Annotated in this window: 15 protein-coding genes and 1 pseudogene; 7 read left to right on the forward strand and 9 right to left on the reverse strand. The window is 58.8% G+C overall.

The window, feature by feature from the left end; genetic code table 11:
* The first annotated feature begins 25 nt into the window (after positions 1-25).
* The 4 genes from XI02_RS10680 (at position 26) to XI02_RS10695 (ending at position 3,769) form a co-directional block, all read left to right on the forward strand.
* Positions 26-1,420, forward strand: coding sequence for an amidohydrolase family protein (locus XI02_RS10680; RefSeq protein WP_129964846.1), 1,395 nt, complete (start codon positions 26-28; stop codon positions 1,418-1,420).
* Between the two features lie 267 nt (positions 1,421-1,687).
* On the forward strand, positions 1,688-2,179 hold the full coding sequence (locus XI02_RS10685) for an Lrp/AsnC family transcriptional regulator (protein WP_129964847.1): 492 nt from the start codon (positions 1,688-1,690) through the stop codon (positions 2,177-2,179).
* A gap of 614 nt (positions 2,180-2,793) precedes the next feature.
* Positions 2,794-3,021 (forward strand): hypothetical protein, encoded by a 228-nt coding sequence (locus XI02_RS10690; protein WP_129964848.1) that lies wholly within the window; start codon positions 2,794-2,796, stop codon positions 3,019-3,021.
* Positions 3,022-3,130: 109 nt separating this feature from the next.
* Positions 3,131-3,769 (forward strand): hypothetical protein, encoded by a 639-nt coding sequence (locus tag XI02_RS10695; RefSeq protein ID WP_129964849.1) that lies wholly within the window; start codon positions 3,131-3,133, stop codon positions 3,767-3,769.
* Between the two features lie 6 nt (positions 3,770-3,775).
* Here XI02_RS10695 and XI02_RS10700 read toward each other — a convergent pair whose 3' ends face one another.
* From XI02_RS10700 to XI02_RS44855, 9 genes and pseudogenes are all read right to left on the reverse strand, one after another.
* Positions 3,776-3,955 (reverse strand): hypothetical protein, encoded by a 180-nt coding sequence (locus tag XI02_RS10700; protein WP_129964850.1) that lies wholly within the window; start codon positions 3,953-3,955, stop codon positions 3,776-3,778.
* Between the two features lie 125 nt (positions 3,956-4,080).
* The gene (locus tag XI02_RS10705; protein ID WP_129964851.1) at positions 4,081-4,386 is read right to left on the reverse strand and encodes a hypothetical protein; all 306 of its coding nucleotides are present in this window, start codon (positions 4,384-4,386) and stop codon (positions 4,081-4,083) included.
* Positions 4,387-5,212: 826 nt separating this feature from the next.
* Entirely contained in the window at positions 5,213-5,797 is a 585-nt protein-coding gene (locus XI02_RS10710) for a UPF0149 family protein (protein WP_028344409.1), read from the reverse strand.
* 29 nt (positions 5,798-5,826) lie between these two features.
* A pseudogene (locus tag XI02_RS10715) lies at positions 5,827-5,979 on the reverse strand (transposase domain-containing protein); the annotation flags it as partial.
* Positions 5,980-6,093: 114 nt separating this feature from the next.
* Positions 6,094-7,095, reverse strand: a complete 1,002-nt coding sequence (locus tag XI02_RS10720) for a tyrosine-type recombinase/integrase (protein ID WP_018269999.1) — start codon at positions 7,093-7,095, stop codon at positions 6,094-6,096.
* Positions 7,092-8,018: a tyrosine-type recombinase/integrase gene (locus tag XI02_RS10725; RefSeq protein ID WP_129964852.1), complete on the reverse strand. Its 927-nt coding sequence runs from the start codon at positions 8,016-8,018 to the stop codon at positions 7,092-7,094. Before XI02_RS10725 ends, XI02_RS10720 begins: the two co-directional genes overlap by 4 nt.
* Positions 8,015-9,049, reverse strand: coding sequence for a site-specific integrase (locus tag XI02_RS10730; RefSeq protein ID WP_244980753.1), 1,035 nt, complete (start codon positions 9,047-9,049; stop codon positions 8,015-8,017). Before XI02_RS10730 ends, XI02_RS10725 begins: the two co-directional genes overlap by 4 nt.
* A 1,726-nt stretch (positions 9,050-10,775) precedes the next feature.
* Complete coding sequence (locus XI02_RS44850; RefSeq protein WP_197971329.1) at positions 10,776-11,453, reverse strand: transposase; 678 nt, start codon at positions 11,451-11,453, stop codon at positions 10,776-10,778.
* A 15-nt stretch (positions 11,454-11,468) separates the two neighbouring features.
* The gene (locus XI02_RS44855; RefSeq protein ID WP_141382095.1) at positions 11,469-11,684 is read right to left on the reverse strand and encodes a hypothetical protein; all 216 of its coding nucleotides are present in this window, start codon (positions 11,682-11,684) and stop codon (positions 11,469-11,471) included.
* A 239-nt stretch (positions 11,685-11,923) separates the two neighbouring features.
* Here XI02_RS44855 and XI02_RS10745 point away from each other — a divergent pair, with 239 nt between their 5' ends.
* From XI02_RS10745 to XI02_RS10755, 3 genes are all read left to right on the forward strand, one after another.
* Positions 11,924-12,484 carry a GNAT family N-acetyltransferase gene (locus XI02_RS10745; protein WP_050999493.1) on the forward strand — a complete coding sequence of 187 codons (561 nt, stop codon included), beginning with the start codon at positions 11,924-11,926 and terminating at the stop codon, positions 12,482-12,484.
* A 1,374-nt stretch (positions 12,485-13,858) separates the two neighbouring features.
* A complete protein-coding gene (locus tag XI02_RS10750) occupies positions 13,859-14,026 on the forward strand; it encodes a hypothetical protein (protein WP_155258783.1) in 168 nt (55 codons plus the stop codon).
* A 591-nt stretch (positions 14,027-14,617) separates the two neighbouring features.
* Entirely contained in the window at positions 14,618-15,958 is a 1,341-nt protein-coding gene (locus tag XI02_RS10755) for an NtaA/DmoA family FMN-dependent monooxygenase (RefSeq protein ID WP_016846346.1), read from the forward strand.
* Positions 15,959-16,016: the final 58 nt, after the last annotated feature.

Genomic DNA, 16,016 nt, shown 5'->3' on the forward strand with positions numbered 1-16,016 from the left:
GGTCCAATGCTCGGTGCGATCGTGAATGCAGACGCAAGCAACTGTCGTCACCAAAAAGGAGCGCGAAATGAGAGGCGGAGCGGTTGGTTGGGAGTCGATGACAGACGCGGATCGACAAATCGCGCAATGGGTCGAGGAGACGCCATTTGTGGATACCCACGAACATCTGATCGAGGAAAGTCAGCGCCTTTCCGGAGCAATCCATCCACGAACCTTGCCATGCAACGACTGGGCCTATCTATTCAGATCCTATGCTGCCGAGGATCTCGCGGTTGCAGGCCTGCCAGCTTCCGACCTACGAGCGTTTCTCGGGCCGGACCTTACGAGCCAGGAAAAATATCGGCTGATCGCCCCCTATTGGGAACGCATCCGCCACACCGGCTATGCCCAGGCGCTGCGCCATACGTTTCGTGGCGTTTACGGTGAAGAGGACCTGACCGCCGAAAGCCTGCCCCGCATCGCCGAGAAATACCGTGAAACCGTTCAGCCGGGTTTTTACGCACGCATTTTGAGCCTCGCAAACATCAAAGGCTGCCACGTCAATTCGCTACAGCGCATCTTTATGGAGACCGAGCAGCCGGACTTGCTCGACCACGACATAAGCATCCTTCAATTGTGCCGGTGTAGTGCTGCTGACTTTGCGTGGGTAGAAGCCGAGACGGGCAGGCGCCCGACGACGCTCGATGAATGGCTCGAGGTTGTCGACTTTTATTTCACGACATACGGCAGCAAAGCCGTGGCTGTAAAATCGCAAATTGCCTATTCGCGCGCCCTCGATTTCGAGCCCGTCACCAAGGCGCATGCCGCAAGACTATTCCCCCACCATGCCGACAGAGTAGGCGCATTGCACGCCCTCGGCCCTGGGGACCTCAAGGCGTTGCAAGACTATCTATTTCGCTATTGCGTCGGCAAGGCTGGCGAGTACGGCTTGCCGGTCAAACTGCACACCGGCGTTTTGGCTGGCTACGGCGTGATGCAACTCGCCCGCACTCGCAGCAATGCCGCAGACGTTTGCCGTCTGCTGCAGGATTTTTCCGAAACCCGATTCGTACTAATGCACATCGGCTACCCATACGAGCACGAGTTTATCGCGCTGGCCAAACATTATCCTAACGCTGCGATCGACATGTGCTGGGCATGGATCATTAATCCGGTGGCGGGCGTTCGCTTTTTGAAGGAGTTCTTGATGGCGGTTCCGTCCAACAAGATCTTCACCTTTGGCGGTGACTATGTCGCTGTCGAGCCCATTTATGGCCATGCGTGTGTAGCGCGCCGTGGAATCGCACGGGCTCTCTCGCAATTGGTCGCCGAAGGCTGGATCGCGCTTGAGGACACCCGTGACCTGATTGACCGGATCATGCGCGGCAACGCACGTCAGTTCTTTCGGAAAGCGCATTGGCAGGATACGACGCGGCCGTGAACGGCGGACAACCGCTTGAAGTTTTGCCGACGTCCATGACCGTCAAAGATACAAAGGTGTTTGGTGCGCTCAGGGCATCGAGCATGCTTAAGCGGCCGCTGCCGCTTTCCCGTGATTGGCGCTCGGATGCACGAAAGAGTCAGGCGAGTAAAGAAGACCGGAGCCGACACCTAGTGAATCTTCTATGTCTTCATGCCGTTGGACAATTCTCTTCGCCGCGCCTGGATCTGGCGGTGAGCGTCGCCTCAGGGTTGGAGCTATTATGCAATGCGATACGATCGGATAGACGCTCGCATCCTCGAAATGTTGCAGAAGAACAACCGTCTGACTTCCGAGGTGATCGGCGAAATAGCGGGGCTTTCTGCGACCGCGTGTCAACGCCGGTTGAAGAGAATGCGCTCGGAAGGCATCATCGAGGCCGATATCTCGATCGTTTCGCCGAAGGCCGTTGGAAGACCCATCCAGATGCTTGTACTGGTGACTATGGAGCGGGAGCGTTGTGATATCATTGATAGGTTTAAGAAGGCCATCAAATCGTCAGCTGAAGTCGTCAACGGCTTCTACGTCACCGGTGATGCTGACTTTATTCTATATGTGACCGCGCGTACCATGGAGGACTACGAGCAATTCACCAGAAGCTTCTTTTACAAGAATTCGGACATCAAATGCTTCAAGACGCTGGTCGTTATGGATCGGGTAAAGGCTGGCTTTGCTGTTCCCGTTGAGGTGCCTGCCTGTGATAGACCAACCAATCGTTGATTGGGTGTTTCGATCCAGCAGATCCACTAACAATTGCGCACAGCCGGCGTCTCACTCAGAGGAGGTCCGAGCCATCTTTGCTATCTCCGAATTCCATGCGTTTCCAGTCAGTGTAACTATAGGCTCCTGACCAATGATGGACGGGCTTCCCGCAACGCATGCAGACAAAAAGGCCCGAGCTCTTCAAAGGAGCGGATGCCGGCTCCTGAACCGCAGAATAACTGGTGCCGCAGCCCTGGCATGAAAAATAGACGATCATCGGTCTTCCTGGGTGGATCCACGCGCCCTAGGCTGCGTGGTCGGCATGATGCCAGAGCTCGATGCTCTTGAGGCTCAGATCACCATAGAACCGCTTCGATGCCCGACGGAAGCAGTTCCTAGCGGCCTCCAGATCAGTTGCACCCCGCCGCTATATGGTGGGACGGGTAGCGCCACTGACGGCATAGGTCCAGAACGCCGGACTGCGCTCAGTCGCCAACCTGATCCGGCGGCCCTCCGGTCTTCGTGGATCACCACGAACTCATTTTCGATCGGGCGCCGGCCATTCGGTGAGAGGGAGCAAAGCACATACGATCGATGATCGCGGCAGTGGCACGCGGAGAGAAGCTGTAGAGATGGGTCTAGGTTATCAAGTGGACTGCCATGAACGAGTCAATTCGCCAAACGCTATCCTGGCCGGCCTTGGTGGCGTCGGTGGTTTTGCCGAACTCACCACCGTTTCGCGCGACGGCGTCACTCAGCGCATCATCGATCGCTGGCCTGAGGACGAAATCGGCGGACCGCCGCATCCTGTCCCGATCGACTGGACCGCTTGGCGTCGGCTGAATCCTGCGCCTAGATAGAGTCGATTGAAACGCAAAGTAGCTGAGCGCAGGGCGCATAAGGTGGCGCTTTCATTCTGACGTCAGCTCTCTGATTGCGTCTTGGCCTTAATCGCGCTACGTTTTGCGAATGACGAAAGAAGCCGTCGAACTAGCGCTGAATCAGTCGTGGTCGACGTTGCTCTTGGTCGCTTGTGGCTACGTCGCATACTATATTGCGAACGTTGGAATTAGAGATCACCACAAGCTGGCCGACGTCACCTTTTCGATCTTAGTTTTTGCTTTCGTCTCGGCTTTTGCATTCTATTTTGGCCGGTGGGTTCTCAATCTTTCCCTGGTAGTCTCATCAGGCATCACGTTCCTTTTTGCGATGGCTGCTGGCGCCTCGTGGAGAGTGCTCGGGCGGCCTCGCTTTGAACGCATGCTGCGAGCAACGCGCATCAGTCATTCGGACGATCTACCAAGCGCTTGGATGGCACTTCATGGAGAACGATGTGTGGCGACTCAATTAGTCGTTCAGTTGAAGGATGGGACTTGGCTGATGTGCGACAACCTTTCGAGATTTCAGGCGAGCCCGAATGGTCCCTGCGTATTGGGCGCGAAAGGCGATATCTTAATGTATGTCACCGACAAACTTACCGACAAACAAAGCAAACGCGGCGTAGGGTTCGTTCCAGTAGCAGATCCCATCGACGCAAGTTGGGGGCACGAGATTACGTATATTCCCGCCGATCAAATCGCGAGAGTAGATCTCCGTCGCCGGATCTAAATCGAATTACTTCTTTGGCTTTGGCGGTGGTGAACTAGGAATCGTATCGGTCGTCGGAATATAATTTCCGTCTACCCCATGACCCGGATGCTGCTGGTTTGGCAGCGTTGCGGGTCTGTAATTTTTGATGACTTCGGGGGTATAATTTTGATTGACGTGCTGCGAATCGTCTTTTTCGTCGGACATGGTAATGGCTCCATTCAATACACGTTACTTTATGAGCTGTCTCTCGAGGTTGCAAGCCGATCTTAGCTAGCGCTATGCGATAGTCCCTATGGCCCTGAGGCGGAACGGTTGCTCCAATAGCTGAGTCACACATTCTGTCTTTGATCCGAATTAAAGCTCGATGCTCCGTAGTCGACAATGATCCATTTGTTCATCGTTACGGTCCGTCCCATCTCCCTTTCGGTGGCGGCGCGAGTTGCTTCCAATGCTGCTTTCGCCGCCTCGATATTCGCGAAGGTGCCTTCAAGAGTGGTGTTCGGTAGGCGATACCAGATGTTGTTGGTGGCGAGTATCCAAAGTTTCCAATTGTGGGCCGCGGCTTGCTTGAGAAACGTGGAATGTGGATCTGGGCTAGTTTCTTTTATATCGTAAGATGCCAGGTATGTTGGCACGCAATGCCCCCTTAGTTAGCTAGCGGTCCGTGTCTAAAATGAAAATTCGTTATCATCGGTGGATGTGCACTGATAGATTAGCAGGTGGCGGAATGGCGGAATCCGCGCCCACGGCTTCGCCCCAATAGCATTTGGAACAGGAGCGCAGCTCTATATCAACTCACATGTTCCGTGCCGCGATTCAATTCACGATTGATGCGATCCTTGACCCGACGAACCGCAAGAAGCTCCAACCTCGTTCGGGTTCGGCCACTGATCGTCTTGCCATCGACTTCAAAACTGTAGCGCCACTCGCCCGGCAATACTTCTCGAATGCTGAATTGCACACCTCTATGCTGCATAAATAGTTTCAATCCCGATACACCATGGCCCCCCAGCGCCGTCGTCGTCGAGCTCCAGATTGATCTATGATTCCGTCAATGCTGAAAGCGTTGACCCGATACCGAAGTGAGCCGCCGATCCATAGGACCGGCGGCCAAGTCAAGGGAGGAAACGCCCGTTAGGGCAGCGGTAGTGAGAGTATACCGCTTAGGCACCGCCAATCTCTTGGCGGATCTCGCAAAACAGATTTGCAATTTGGCTGAAAGATGATCCCGATTCACCGAATGAAGGTGATGCGAAGAGGTCTACGCGTGCTGGCTTCAAGTAATTCAATTCAGCCTGTAGCAAAAGCAAAAGTTGCGTACGCGGCGTACTAACTGAGCTCTTTCCGCTTTTCGGTTGCACCTTCAACAGGTCGAAGCTGTTTCGTCGTTTTACAGGGCTAGATTCGAAAGGCGCGCAGCCTGCCATTCGTAACCGGTATGAGCTCCCACGTCGGCGGTGATTAGCGTGCGTAGCGGATCGGCATCCAGTATTGGCGCATGGCCTCGACGGCTGCGGGAATATCGAGGTGGGCGTTGCGCAGAGAGTCTCGGGTCTCGCGGCCGGTCCGTGGCGGTCCGAGCAGCGGACCGGCCTGATCGTCGCGACAGTGAAGCAGAATAGGCAGCAGCAGGCGGTGATTGACGTTGCTGGCGTCCAGCAATGGCGCCCACGCCGACAGCCTGAGCCGCATCGCGGCGTAGAATCCCTGGCACCATGGTCGCGGATCGACGACGCCGTTGGGTTGACGCCGGTGCATCGGGGCGAACTGGTTAGGCGTGGTGGAAAGGATCTGGCTGATCTCGTTATGACGCAGCGCGACGGCGGAGATCGCAGCGAACTCCGGGGTGCCGCCGTGGTTGAAGGCATCGGCATCGATGGCAAGCAGTGGGCATATCCAATCGAGCGGGCTCATCGACACCGGTCCGGCCACGATCGCGGCGACGTAGCCGTCGAGCATGGGGAGACCGGTGGCGGCAGGATGCTGATCGACGCGAGCCTGGAGCCATTGCTCGAGCTCCGCAAGCGGCATGGCGGCGGCCGCCATCGACGATGAAGCTTTAGGGCGACGTGGGCTCATGCTGCAGCCTGTGCGATGCGCTCACGGGCCGCCTTCCAGTTCCAGACGAGCAGCTCGTGGAGCTGGTGGCTCTTGGTTCGCCCGGAGACAATCCGCTCCAGCACGTCCGTCAGATAGATCTGAGGATCGAGTTCATGGAGTTTTGCCGTTTATGCCGACCGCCGAACTATGCCGAATGGTTTTGGGAAGAGCCCGTCGTTCGCGCGGATTTGCCGCTGGTCGAGCGATCGTCGTCCTGCTTCCATTCGGCATAGTCTGGCATCTTACAGCGCCTCAAGGAAGGCGAGCAGGCGGTCGCTCGGCTGGAAGCGGGTTCGCTTGCGGTGTGCGTACGGCTTGAGCTTAGCGAGGGCCGCTTCTTTGAGTGCGAGATGGGCATGCAGGTAGGTCTGCGTTGTTTCGATCGACTCATGACCGAGCCACAGCGCAATTACCGAGCAATCGACGCCCGCTTCCAGCAGCTCCATCGCAGCGCTGTGCCTGAGCACGTGCGGCGATACCCGCTTGGACGCCAGTGACGGACAGCTCTCGCTGGCGACACGCACATGCTTGGCCAGGAGCGATTGGACGCTGTCGGCGCTGAGCCGACCACCGTGCATGTTGGGGAACAGCGCGTTTGCGCCGTGGCGCGCCGGTTCCTTGAGCCATGCCTGGAGGGCGCCGCGCGCGTGCGCGGTTAGTGGCGTGCATCGCTCCTTTCGACCCTTTCCGACGCATCGCACATGCGCGCCGGTGCCGAGGTGGACGGCACCCCTGTCGAGGCTGATCAGCTCGGACGGGCGCAAGCCGGTCTGGGCCGCAAGCAGCAGCAAGGTATAATCGCGACGTCCGAGCCAAGTCGTGCGATTAGGAGCGGCAAGAATCGCCTTGATCTCGGACCGTGCCAGGAAATGCACCTGGCGCTTGTCGTGACGCTTGCTTGGAATCGCCAAGATGCGCTGGATCAGGGCGCTGTGAGCCGGCTCCTCGAAAGACACGAACCGGAAAAAGGAGCGAATCGCTGTCAGACGCAGGTTGCGCGTCCTGACGCTGGCGTCCCGCTTCGTCTCGAGATCAGCGAGAAACGCGCTGATAAAGGGCATGTTTAGATCGTCGAGGGCCAAGGCCGACGGCGGCTTGCGGAGCTGCGCCTGTGCGAACGTGAACAGCAGCCGGAACGTGTCTCGATAGGATGCGATCGTGTTGGCGCTGACATTGCGCTCGTGCATGAGCCGCACGGTGAAGTAACGCTCGATGAGCGCGGCGAGGTTGCTGCTTGGCTTCATGGCTTGACCTCCCAGCGCCGGTCGAGACGGCGGGCGGCCCCTTCCATCAGCTCCGGACAGGCCGAAAGATACCAATAGGTGTCGCGCACGCAGGTGTGGCCGAGATAGGTGGAAAGCGCCGGAAGCTGCTGCTCGACATCGGTCTCCTCGCGATACCAGCCGAGAAGTGTGCGGACGGCGAAGCGATGCCGGAAATCGTGTATGCGTGGCCCGCTATGGTCGCCCGGGCGCCGTAGGCCGATCTCGCGGGACAAGCACAAGAAAACACGGTGAACATACTGGTGCCGCAATCGGCCACCGCGCTCGGCCACGAAGAAGTGCGTACCGCAGCACGACCCGAGGTGAGCATCTCGCCGTTTGGCGTAGCTGCGGAGAGCTGCACGGGTCGTCGGATGCAAGGGCACGAGGCGTGATTTGCCGAACTTGCTCTCTCGAACTGTGAGCAAGCCTTCCTTGAGATCGACATCGGCACGCTCAAGCCCGATCGCCTCGGACAGACGTATGCCGGTCACTGCGATCAGCCCGAACAGGTAATGATAAGTCCAGCGCCGCAGTCCGTTTGCGGGAGGCAGGGCACGTGCCGCCTTCAATAACGCCTCGATCTCCGCATCGCTGTAGACGTAGGGCTTGGCACGCTTCAGGGGTGGCAAGATCCCGGCGCGTGGCACCTCCGTCCCGGGATCGATGTTCGCGACATGGCGCGCGAAACCGCGTACATCGGTCAATCGCAAGACCCAGGATGCGTGACGATCGGGTGGCAGAGTCGCCCAGGCGACGGCGAGCTTCGTGGTGATGGTCACGGCCTTGCGCTCCTCCATGAAGGAGACGAAATTGGCGAGCCGCCGGGCCTGCTGCTGATACTTGTATCCAAGCCCTTGGCGCATGCTCACATATTGCTCGAGTGCGGATCGCAGAGTGGTCATTGCGCGCCTCCCGGCCACGGCAGGCTCAATGTGCGGAGTCTCTGGATATCCACCTTCGCATAGATGCGCGTGGTGTCATGGCTCTCGTGTCGCAGCAACTGGCCGATCTCTGACAAGGTGGCGCCGGATCGGAGAAGCTCGGTAGCAAGGCTGTGTCGGAAGATGTGGGCGCCGTGGTGGGCGTAGCCACGGACGCCGGCGCGCTCCAGGGCGGTCTTGGCGATCACCGTAATCGCGCAACCGGATGCAAAGCCGACGTGAGGCGCCGGCGTGCGCAGAAACAGCCGGCGACACGACGACGTCGAACGGCGATCCCGCAGGTAGGCAACGATGGCCGCACCGACGTCTGGAGGCATCGGCATTCGCGCTCGCTGCCGACCCTTGGCGCGAATCAGCATCTCGCCGGATCGCCAGTCGATATCATCCAGGGTGAGGGTCGCGACCTCGCCAGCCCGTAAACCGAGCTTCGCCAGCAGCATCAGGATGGCATAATCCCGCCGTCCCATCGTGGTGGCCCGATCGCAACCATCGAGGACCTTCTGGACCTGCGCGGCGGACAGATAGGTCGGCAGGCTTGCGAGCTTCCATTGCCTGACCGACGGTACGCAATCCGCCAGTGCAAGCCGAGTCACCCCCTTATGATGGAGGTATCGGAGAAATGCGCGCAGCGACCAGCACATCCGCTTCCCGGATTCCGCGCTCCCATCCCGGGCGTGGCGCTCGATGTAGCGGGTGACGCCCTCCCGGCTGATGTTGCCGAGATCGCGGGCACCAGCAGGGCATACCTCACGCAGGAAGCGGCGAATGGATGGCAGGTGGCAGATGATGGACCTCGGCGCCAGCCCGCGTTCCTGTCGCAGATAATCACTAAACCCCTCGAATATCTGGTGCTCCGGGGTGGTCGGCGGCAGTGGCGCAGGTGCAATCATGCCCGCCTCGCGCAACACCGATAGCAACCGCTTCAGCGCCGCCCGGTCGCCCGCCTGGATGCACAGCTTCCGCGCTCGGTACTTAAGGTACCGTTCGGTCACACGCTCATCGAGATCAGTCAGCTTCAGACCTGACCGGCAGCGCCGTGTTGGGCGCAACGATCGGCAATATACTCGAATTCTACGACTCGGGACTTATAGCTTTTTCGCTATCCAGATCGGTCCACTCGCCGCACGTCCATCTTGATGCGGCCGGTCTGCGCGCCGGTTTTTCACATTGACATGAAGCATGCACGATGAGCCTCATGACAACGTGTGCAATAGAAATGCCCGCCTCTTGCAGCCCCATTCAGGCATTGAACTGATCGCGGCAATCGTCAGCGAAAGATAGAGAAAGACGCCCAATGCGGCAGCGGGGGCGGACGGTCGTTGCACCTTCGCGTGCAATGTCGCGCTTGTGGCAACATCGGCGGGGGCGGAACAGGTTGCGCCTTCTTTCACACAGAAGTGCCGCCGCGCGGGCGGCTTTGTTTTTTATTCGACCTTATCGCGTCTCGGGCTTTCTGCGCCGTGACCATGTTAGCGAACGCCTGTTAATTGGCCACGCTGGCGTCTGGCTTCTGACAACTGCTGTTGGTCAAGGCTTCGCAATCTGCATGCGATTTGTCGTCAGGAGCACTATCAAATGAAGGTATTGTAGATCGCCTTTCTGAAAGCCGCGATGATGCGAGTGTTCGGACACTGGGTTAGGCGAAGCCCTTCAACTCGCCTGATAGTCGTTTCGCCCTGCATTCCTTGATCGCAGTGGCGAACGCATCTGCTGGCGCTTGCAGTGGGTTGGCTTATGCGGGGATGGCTTGTCGATCGGGTTCCGGCCCGGGTCTCACTGCGACAGGCGGCGGCGCGGCCGCGACGTTGCTGGCCCATCTGTAGAGCAGCACAGTGGGCCGGTGATAACGGGGCAGAATTCTCTTGGATCAAGATGTCCACGAAGCTATCGGGGAAGACAAGCTATCTGCCTGCGAACCAGTTTCGCGAAGCGCTCCGCACGGAGACAGCGTACCGTGATGCATATAGATTGCACCCGAAGCCAACTTCGCGACGACGCCCGGCGTCTTTATGTTGTCCCGCTGATCGCTTGCCCCGCAGGATGCTGTCGAACTCCCACATCAGCGATCAATGATCCCGCGCTCAGCGGCCATCCGGCGAGCGCCAGCTTCCAGATACAGACGCGCGGCGCGAATGCGCTTGGTCCTGTCCGGATCACTCTTGCTGAGCAGTCGCTCTAGCCGCACTCTCCGCCACGCTTCGACGCGGCGCAGTCGAAGCACCGTTGATGGCGGCTCAATGTGCCGGCCTACTGTCCTTGCGGCAACGTCTCACTCCCTCATTGGTTGTAAGGCTAGCCAAATTCATGCGCTCCGCCTAGCCGGTCACGATACGGTCTACGTCTCGCGACTGCCACTTCCAGACGTCCGCTTTTCAAGCACGGCCGCGAGAATGGTTTCTGCCCCCTGAAGGCGCGTTCAGGGTGGCCCAGGAACCCTCAAGCCACGGCGTGACGTCCGAGGTCGGTGGTCTCCAGCACGTTGTAGTCGGTCTTTCCCTCACGTCATATCTGAACGGACATGCTGTAGAAGCGCTGCGGAATTCCTTCCGGAGCCGCAAGCGACATGTCGGCAATGGCGCGCGCGATACGTTATTGCCGTCTTCACAGGGATCGATCGTCACGAACCACAGACGCGCGATTGCGGCCTTGATGAGCGGATCGATTTTCCCTTCGGTGTTGTACCAATCGAGAAAGGCAGTTATGTCGGTGTCGATCTTTTCAGCGATCGATGCTTCGTAGTGACGAGTTCTCGCCCGTGGTCGCCGTAGACGACCTGCATCGGTCCTGCTGAGGCATCGCGCGCACACCGCCGAAGGTCGTGAATGTGCTCTCGAGACCGGCAAACCAATGCTCCTGCCTCACGGCCCGGAACGCACGCACATGAAGCCGTCGCGAGTGGCCGAGCGCCACGAACACGAATGCCTTGACTTTCGCTCCTCCGAGCTCGACCAGGCGCTCCCCGAAGTCAATCTGCAGCTGTCGGCCCGGCGGCGTCTCAAACCGCGTCGTCGCCAGCGCCTCCGCCTTCAGCGCCTGGCGATAGGGCTGCACGGCACGTTGCAGCGTCCGCCGACTGACTGTCACGCCTTTCTCGGCCAAGAGGTCCTGGCGCACCACGTCGCCATTGCCGCGATGCCGAATGAGCCTCTCGCGCAGCCAACCCTCAAGGCCGTGGAGACGCTTCGGCCGCTCAGGCGACTTGAACGGCTTCACCCCGCCCGCCGCCACGTAATCCTTCGCCGTGTGATGGCTGCAGCCAAGCTGCCGCGCAATCCGCTTCAGATCCCACCCGCACGCTCTCAGGCGCAACATCTCCGCCACGTCATCCGGCGTCTTCATCGCTTGCCCCCGTGGATCACTCCACGGCAAGTCTTCAGTGATTTGTTCCTGCTTCATTCACTCTCTCCTCAGCTATCCGAGGAGGGGCAATTCCTCGTGACGCTGAGGGGGCAATTTTCCATGGCGCGCGACAACGATGGCGCTGCGGCGCAGTCCGTAGTGCTGATGGATCAGGGCTTGTGGACGCTGGAAGATCTTGCCGCCACGACTTGCCGAAGGAGAGAAATCCATTGCCTTTCTTCTGGCCGGGAGGAGCAAAGCCGAGAGATCCTTTTCCTCAAGTATCATCAAGCGTTTCGTACTTGATCAATTGCCGCCACTTACCTCCGTACCGCGCTTCATACTTGTAGTCTTTCCGGACGAGTCAACGACTCCCGCCGTAACGCGAGCGGGAAACGGTATCTGAACCGGATCACGATTCGGGAGCCGAGCGGCGTGTTGTCCTGCGACGATGGCAGCGATATTCTTCGCTGCGCCCATGGTAGCGACCGAATCGATTGGACGAATGAGAGGGGATGAGGATAGACGTGAGCAAGCCTCGTTGGCGTCCGGCCAGCACGACCGACATTGCTGCGATCATCGCGATCGCAGAGCGCATCCATCCCGATCTTTTTGAGCGGCCTGACGTGTTTGCGGAGAAGATGCGGCTTTGTCCCGACGGCTGCCGCGTGCTCGTCGGGGATGAAGGGATAGTCGGCTACGGCCTTGCCCACCCCTGGAAGCAGTATCAGATTCCGCCGCTCGATTGCTTCCTAGCAAGCTTGCCCGACGATGCGGACTGCCTCTACGTGCACGACGTGGCCGTGTTGCCCTTCGCCCGCGGTGGTGTAGCGGCGGCCTATATCCGGACGCTCGAGCAACTCGCACGCTCGTCGGGTGCAGTTCTAGCGTTGGTCTCGGTCTATGCCACGCGGCCGCTATGGGAACAGTTCGGCTTTCGGTCAGTCACGACGAATGCGGAATTGCGCGCAAAGTTAGCGTGCTACGGCGAAGCTGCGACCTATATGCTCTGGGATCTTGCTGCAGCGCAGTCTTCTCGCCCTCCCACGCCATCGCCATCAGAATCAGCTGATCAGGCACAGACCTAATCGTGTCGCGAGCAATCTCTTCGCGGACGGATTGTTCGAGTCTTCGAGGGTGGAAGATTTGTTCCTGTATTATGGCAGATAATCTTACGTTGTAAGCGTGCTGAGAAAGCCGCAACGCGTATGTGGGCCCACAAGGTAGAGTTGAATAACTTCGACCGCTGGCTCCAGGAAATCGACAGGATCACCGATAAGCAACGCGTTCTCTACGTTCACACGAAGTAGATAATATCCGACCCGCTGGGCCTGAACCTGGTCATCAGTGTACTGGCTCGGCAAAATTTTTCCGATGCGTCTGCCATCACCAAGGATTTAAGCATTATGGTGATCCAGGCAACGATACCTTGGCGGGCAGTGACCGCGGCGATTTGTGAGATTGTTTTGGCCCTACGCATTTCGTGAGTCCCTGTCGTTCAAGGACAATCAAGCAGCCGCCGCGGCCCTTCTTCGCAAATACCTGATCGAAGGCCGAAGCCAACGAAGCTACCGGGATTGGGGATCCCCGCGGCCGGGAATTCGTGGCAGACCCACTCGGTCGCGGAGGCGTGCATCCATCTTCGAGCCGTCCATCAGGATGAACTGGGTAAACTGGCCACGGCCGGCCAGCTCCAGAACGTCTCTACAGCCGCCATTAGGTTCGCGACGACGTCCAGCGCCTGCTCGCCGTCTTTGTCGTCGGCGACTCCGAAGGTCCACCTCCATTATCCTGTTGAGCGTCAGCAAGGCGTCGGCTTCGTCGCGGTCAGGGCCGCTTGTCCGCCAAGTAAACGATTTGCATGTGCCCTTCGTCCCACCATGCCGGCGGGGATGCTGCGATGCGAACGGGTGGACGCCCGGCCGGGAGCTGAGGCGAAAATGGGAGAAATACCGCTCGTTGTCTGATGGCGATGTCCAATCGCGAATTGCGCCCAGTGCGGCGCGTGCGCATCAAGTTCGATATGCGGGTTAACTGGCATCCCTGATCCCAAGACGGCAGAGATTGAGCCGCGCAGCCGACAGAAGCATCCACGGCAATATCAACTCTGACTTTCTGCACGGCGATGCAGCTCGCGATTAATGCTATCGTTGACCCGACGGACTGCACGAAGCTGCAATCTCGTTCGGGCTTTGCCGCTGGACGTCTTGCCGCCCATCTCAAACTGTAGCGCCATTCGCCTGCCGACGCTTCGTGCTGAATTGCAACGCCTCTGTGTTGCATAATTTCTTTCGACCTCACCACCGGCGTTTGCGCCGGTTCAGCACCGCGTCGGCCGAGTGCAGATTGAGGCTGATTCCTGAGGCAGCTGATCCAGCCCGCCAAGGAATGCGGCCTTCGGGGCGCGCGTGACCAAGTAGCAATCTCAGCTGCCAGGATTGTGTCACCGAGGAATCGAGAATTTGGAATATTTCATCGCATTATTGAATGATGGGCTCGGCTTCACCTCATTGGCTGGCCTTAACTTTCAAACGCGGCAGAAGCGGTTGATCAAAACTGTCGCGCCAAATGTCTTATGTGTCGTCGAACGCATCGATTTATTAGCTGCGAGCCGGGCGGTTGCCGCTTGAGGTCGCGGTAATCATGCATTGACGTTTCGGTGAACATGACCAGAGAGCAGTCTGGTTTAGCGATGGGAAGATCGACATCGAATAGAAGAGGATGCCAACCGAGGATGTAAGATTGAAATACTCAACTATTGCGTTTGGCTGCTCTCGACCTCTAGAGATCGAATAGCTTGAGCTCGCTCGGTCGGTCCAAGCGTTACGATCGCGAATGGGCGCGTCGACAGCACCTTCCTGAGAACGAAGCGAGCCTTTAGATGAATAGTGGAGAGCCGGTGTGAGTGCACTCGTGTGGAATCAAATCGGGAATGCAAACGAGCTGCACATAGTTGGGCGTCATTTGGCAACTATCGTGGTCGTAGGTCTTCTGGGGCGCGCCGGCTCGGAGAACATCGCAGGGCCTAGCCAAGGCCTCTTTGGTGATACCCGCCTGGCATCAATCGGCGCCCTATTATCAGCGCTCTCAAATAGGTTGCTCGGGGGCATTCAGGGCGGCCCTGCGCGAAAGGGCTGGGTGGCCGCCGAAATCGCAGGCGGAGATCGGCTTGTTTACAAAACCCTGCGAGCGGCTCAGAGGCCGTCGCATTCGGAGGTGTGATGTCTTCGGTCAACTCCATGCTTCACCTGGGTTTGAATCTTCATGGCGCTGGTGGGCACTCTGCCGCGTGGCGCTGGCCGGGCACAGATCCAGGCGCCTTTTTCGATATCGAGCACTACGTCCGGGCCGCGAAGCTTGCGGAGCACGGTCTGCTGGATGCCGTATTCCTCGCCGACACGCCCGCGATAAGTTCCGACATTACGCACGAGCCGCCGCTGAACGGGCTCGAGCCTACGTTGGTTCTCTCTGTGATTGCCCGCGAAACGGAGCGGATTGGGCTGATCGCGACCGCGTCGACAACCTACAATGAGCCATACAATCTCGCCCGGCGTTTTCAATCTCTCGATGTCATCAGCGGCGGCCGCGTCGCCTGGAACGCCGTCACGACCTCGAACTCGGCGACGGCTGCGAACTTTGGCGGTCATGAGATCGCACGAGCGGATCGGTACAGACGCGCCGAGGACTTCGTTGAAACCGTCCGTGCTCTCTGGCTGAGCTGGGGCGACGAGATGATCATCGCCGATCAGGCTGCGGGAGTTTACGCAGATCAAAGGCAATTCCGGCTACTCGACCCGGCTACGAATAGCTTCGGTATCCGAGGTCCACTTACGCATCCCGCTTCGTCGCAAGGTCATCCCGTCATCGTTCAGGCAGGCGGTTCGGAGCCCGGATTACGGCTTGGTGCCCGCAGTGCAGATGTCGTGTTTGCGGCAGCCGGGGACTTGGCAACGGCGCTGCAGGAGGCCGCGCGCCTGCGCGCGCTCTCTCGGCAATTCGGACGCTCCGCGGCTCCGCTCATCCTGCCAGGCCTGGTCACCTGCATCGGCGGAACCGAGGAAGAGGCGGCTCGTCGCAAAGAGCAGCTGGACGAGTTGCTCGATCTAGAGCGCGCCGTGGCCGCTCTTGCACGAAGCATGGGCGTGGCAGTCGAGAAGCTTAGCCTCGAAAGGACCATCCCGCAGGAGATTTTGCCCGATGCAGATAAGGTTCCGTTTTCTGTCGGCCACCATCGCACGATTGAAGTCCTCGCACGTCAAGGCCGGACGGTTCGCGAGATCATCAGTGCCGTTCAAGCGTTTGGGCATCGCCTGATCGTGGGCGCACCCGAGCAGATCGCGGATTCGATTGAGGCATGGTTCCGCGCCGGTGCGGTCGATGGTTTCAATATCATTCCGGACGTGCTGACGGATGGCACTCCGGCCTTTGTCGACAATGTGGTGCCCATCCTGCAGAAGCGCGGACTGTTTCGCAGAGAATATCGGGGGCAGACACTGCGAGAGCATTTCGGGATTTCGATTCCTTTCGAGCCGGCAAGAGCCACAGCTGGCTCACCGCTGTGACATTTCCTCAACACCAATGCTCCGGAGCCTGGATATGCTTTTACCGACTGCGCGACCC

Source organism: Bradyrhizobium sp. CCBAU 21365, assembly GCF_015291305.1.
Classification (GTDB): Bacteria; Pseudomonadota; Alphaproteobacteria; order Rhizobiales; family Xanthobacteraceae; genus Bradyrhizobium; species Bradyrhizobium elkanii.

Bases quoted from the DNA above. Each gene is read 5' to 3' on its own strand.
- XI02_RS10680 (WP_129964846.1), top strand. From the start codon at position 26: ATGCAGACGCAAGCAACTGTCGTCACCAAAAAGGAGCGCGAAATGAGA.
- XI02_RS10685 (WP_129964847.1), top strand. From the start codon at position 1,688: ATGCGATACGATCGGATAGACGCTCGCATCCTCGAAATGTTGCAGAAG.
- XI02_RS10690 (WP_129964848.1), top strand. From the start codon at position 2,794: ATGGGTCTAGGTTATCAAGTGGACTGCCATGAACGAGTCAATTCGCCA.
- XI02_RS10695 (WP_129964849.1), top strand. From the start codon at position 3,131: ATGACGAAAGAAGCCGTCGAACTAGCGCTGAATCAGTCGTGGTCGACG.
- XI02_RS10700 (WP_129964850.1), bottom strand. From the start codon at position 3,955: ATGTCCGACGAAAAAGACGATTCGCAGCACGTCAATCAAAATTATACC.
- XI02_RS10710 (WP_028344409.1), bottom strand. From the start codon at position 5,797: ATGGCGGCCGCCGCCATGCCGCTTGCGGAGCTCGAGCAATGGCTCCAG.
- XI02_RS10720 (WP_018269999.1), bottom strand. From the start codon at position 7,095: ATGAAGCCAAGCAGCAACCTCGCCGCGCTCATCGAGCGTTACTTCACC.
- XI02_RS10725 (WP_129964852.1), bottom strand. From the start codon at position 8,018: ATGACCACTCTGCGATCCGCACTCGAGCAATATGTGAGCATGCGCCAA.
- XI02_RS44850 (WP_197971329.1), bottom strand. From the start codon at position 11,453: ATGAAGCAGGAACAAATCACTGAAGACTTGCCGTGGAGTGATCCACGG.
- XI02_RS44855 (WP_141382095.1), bottom strand. From the start codon at position 11,684: ATGATACTTGAGGAAAAGGATCTCTCGGCTTTGCTCCTCCCGGCCAGA.
- XI02_RS10755 (WP_016846346.1), top strand. From the start codon at position 14,618: ATGTCTTCGGTCAACTCCATGCTTCACCTGGGTTTGAATCTTCATGGC.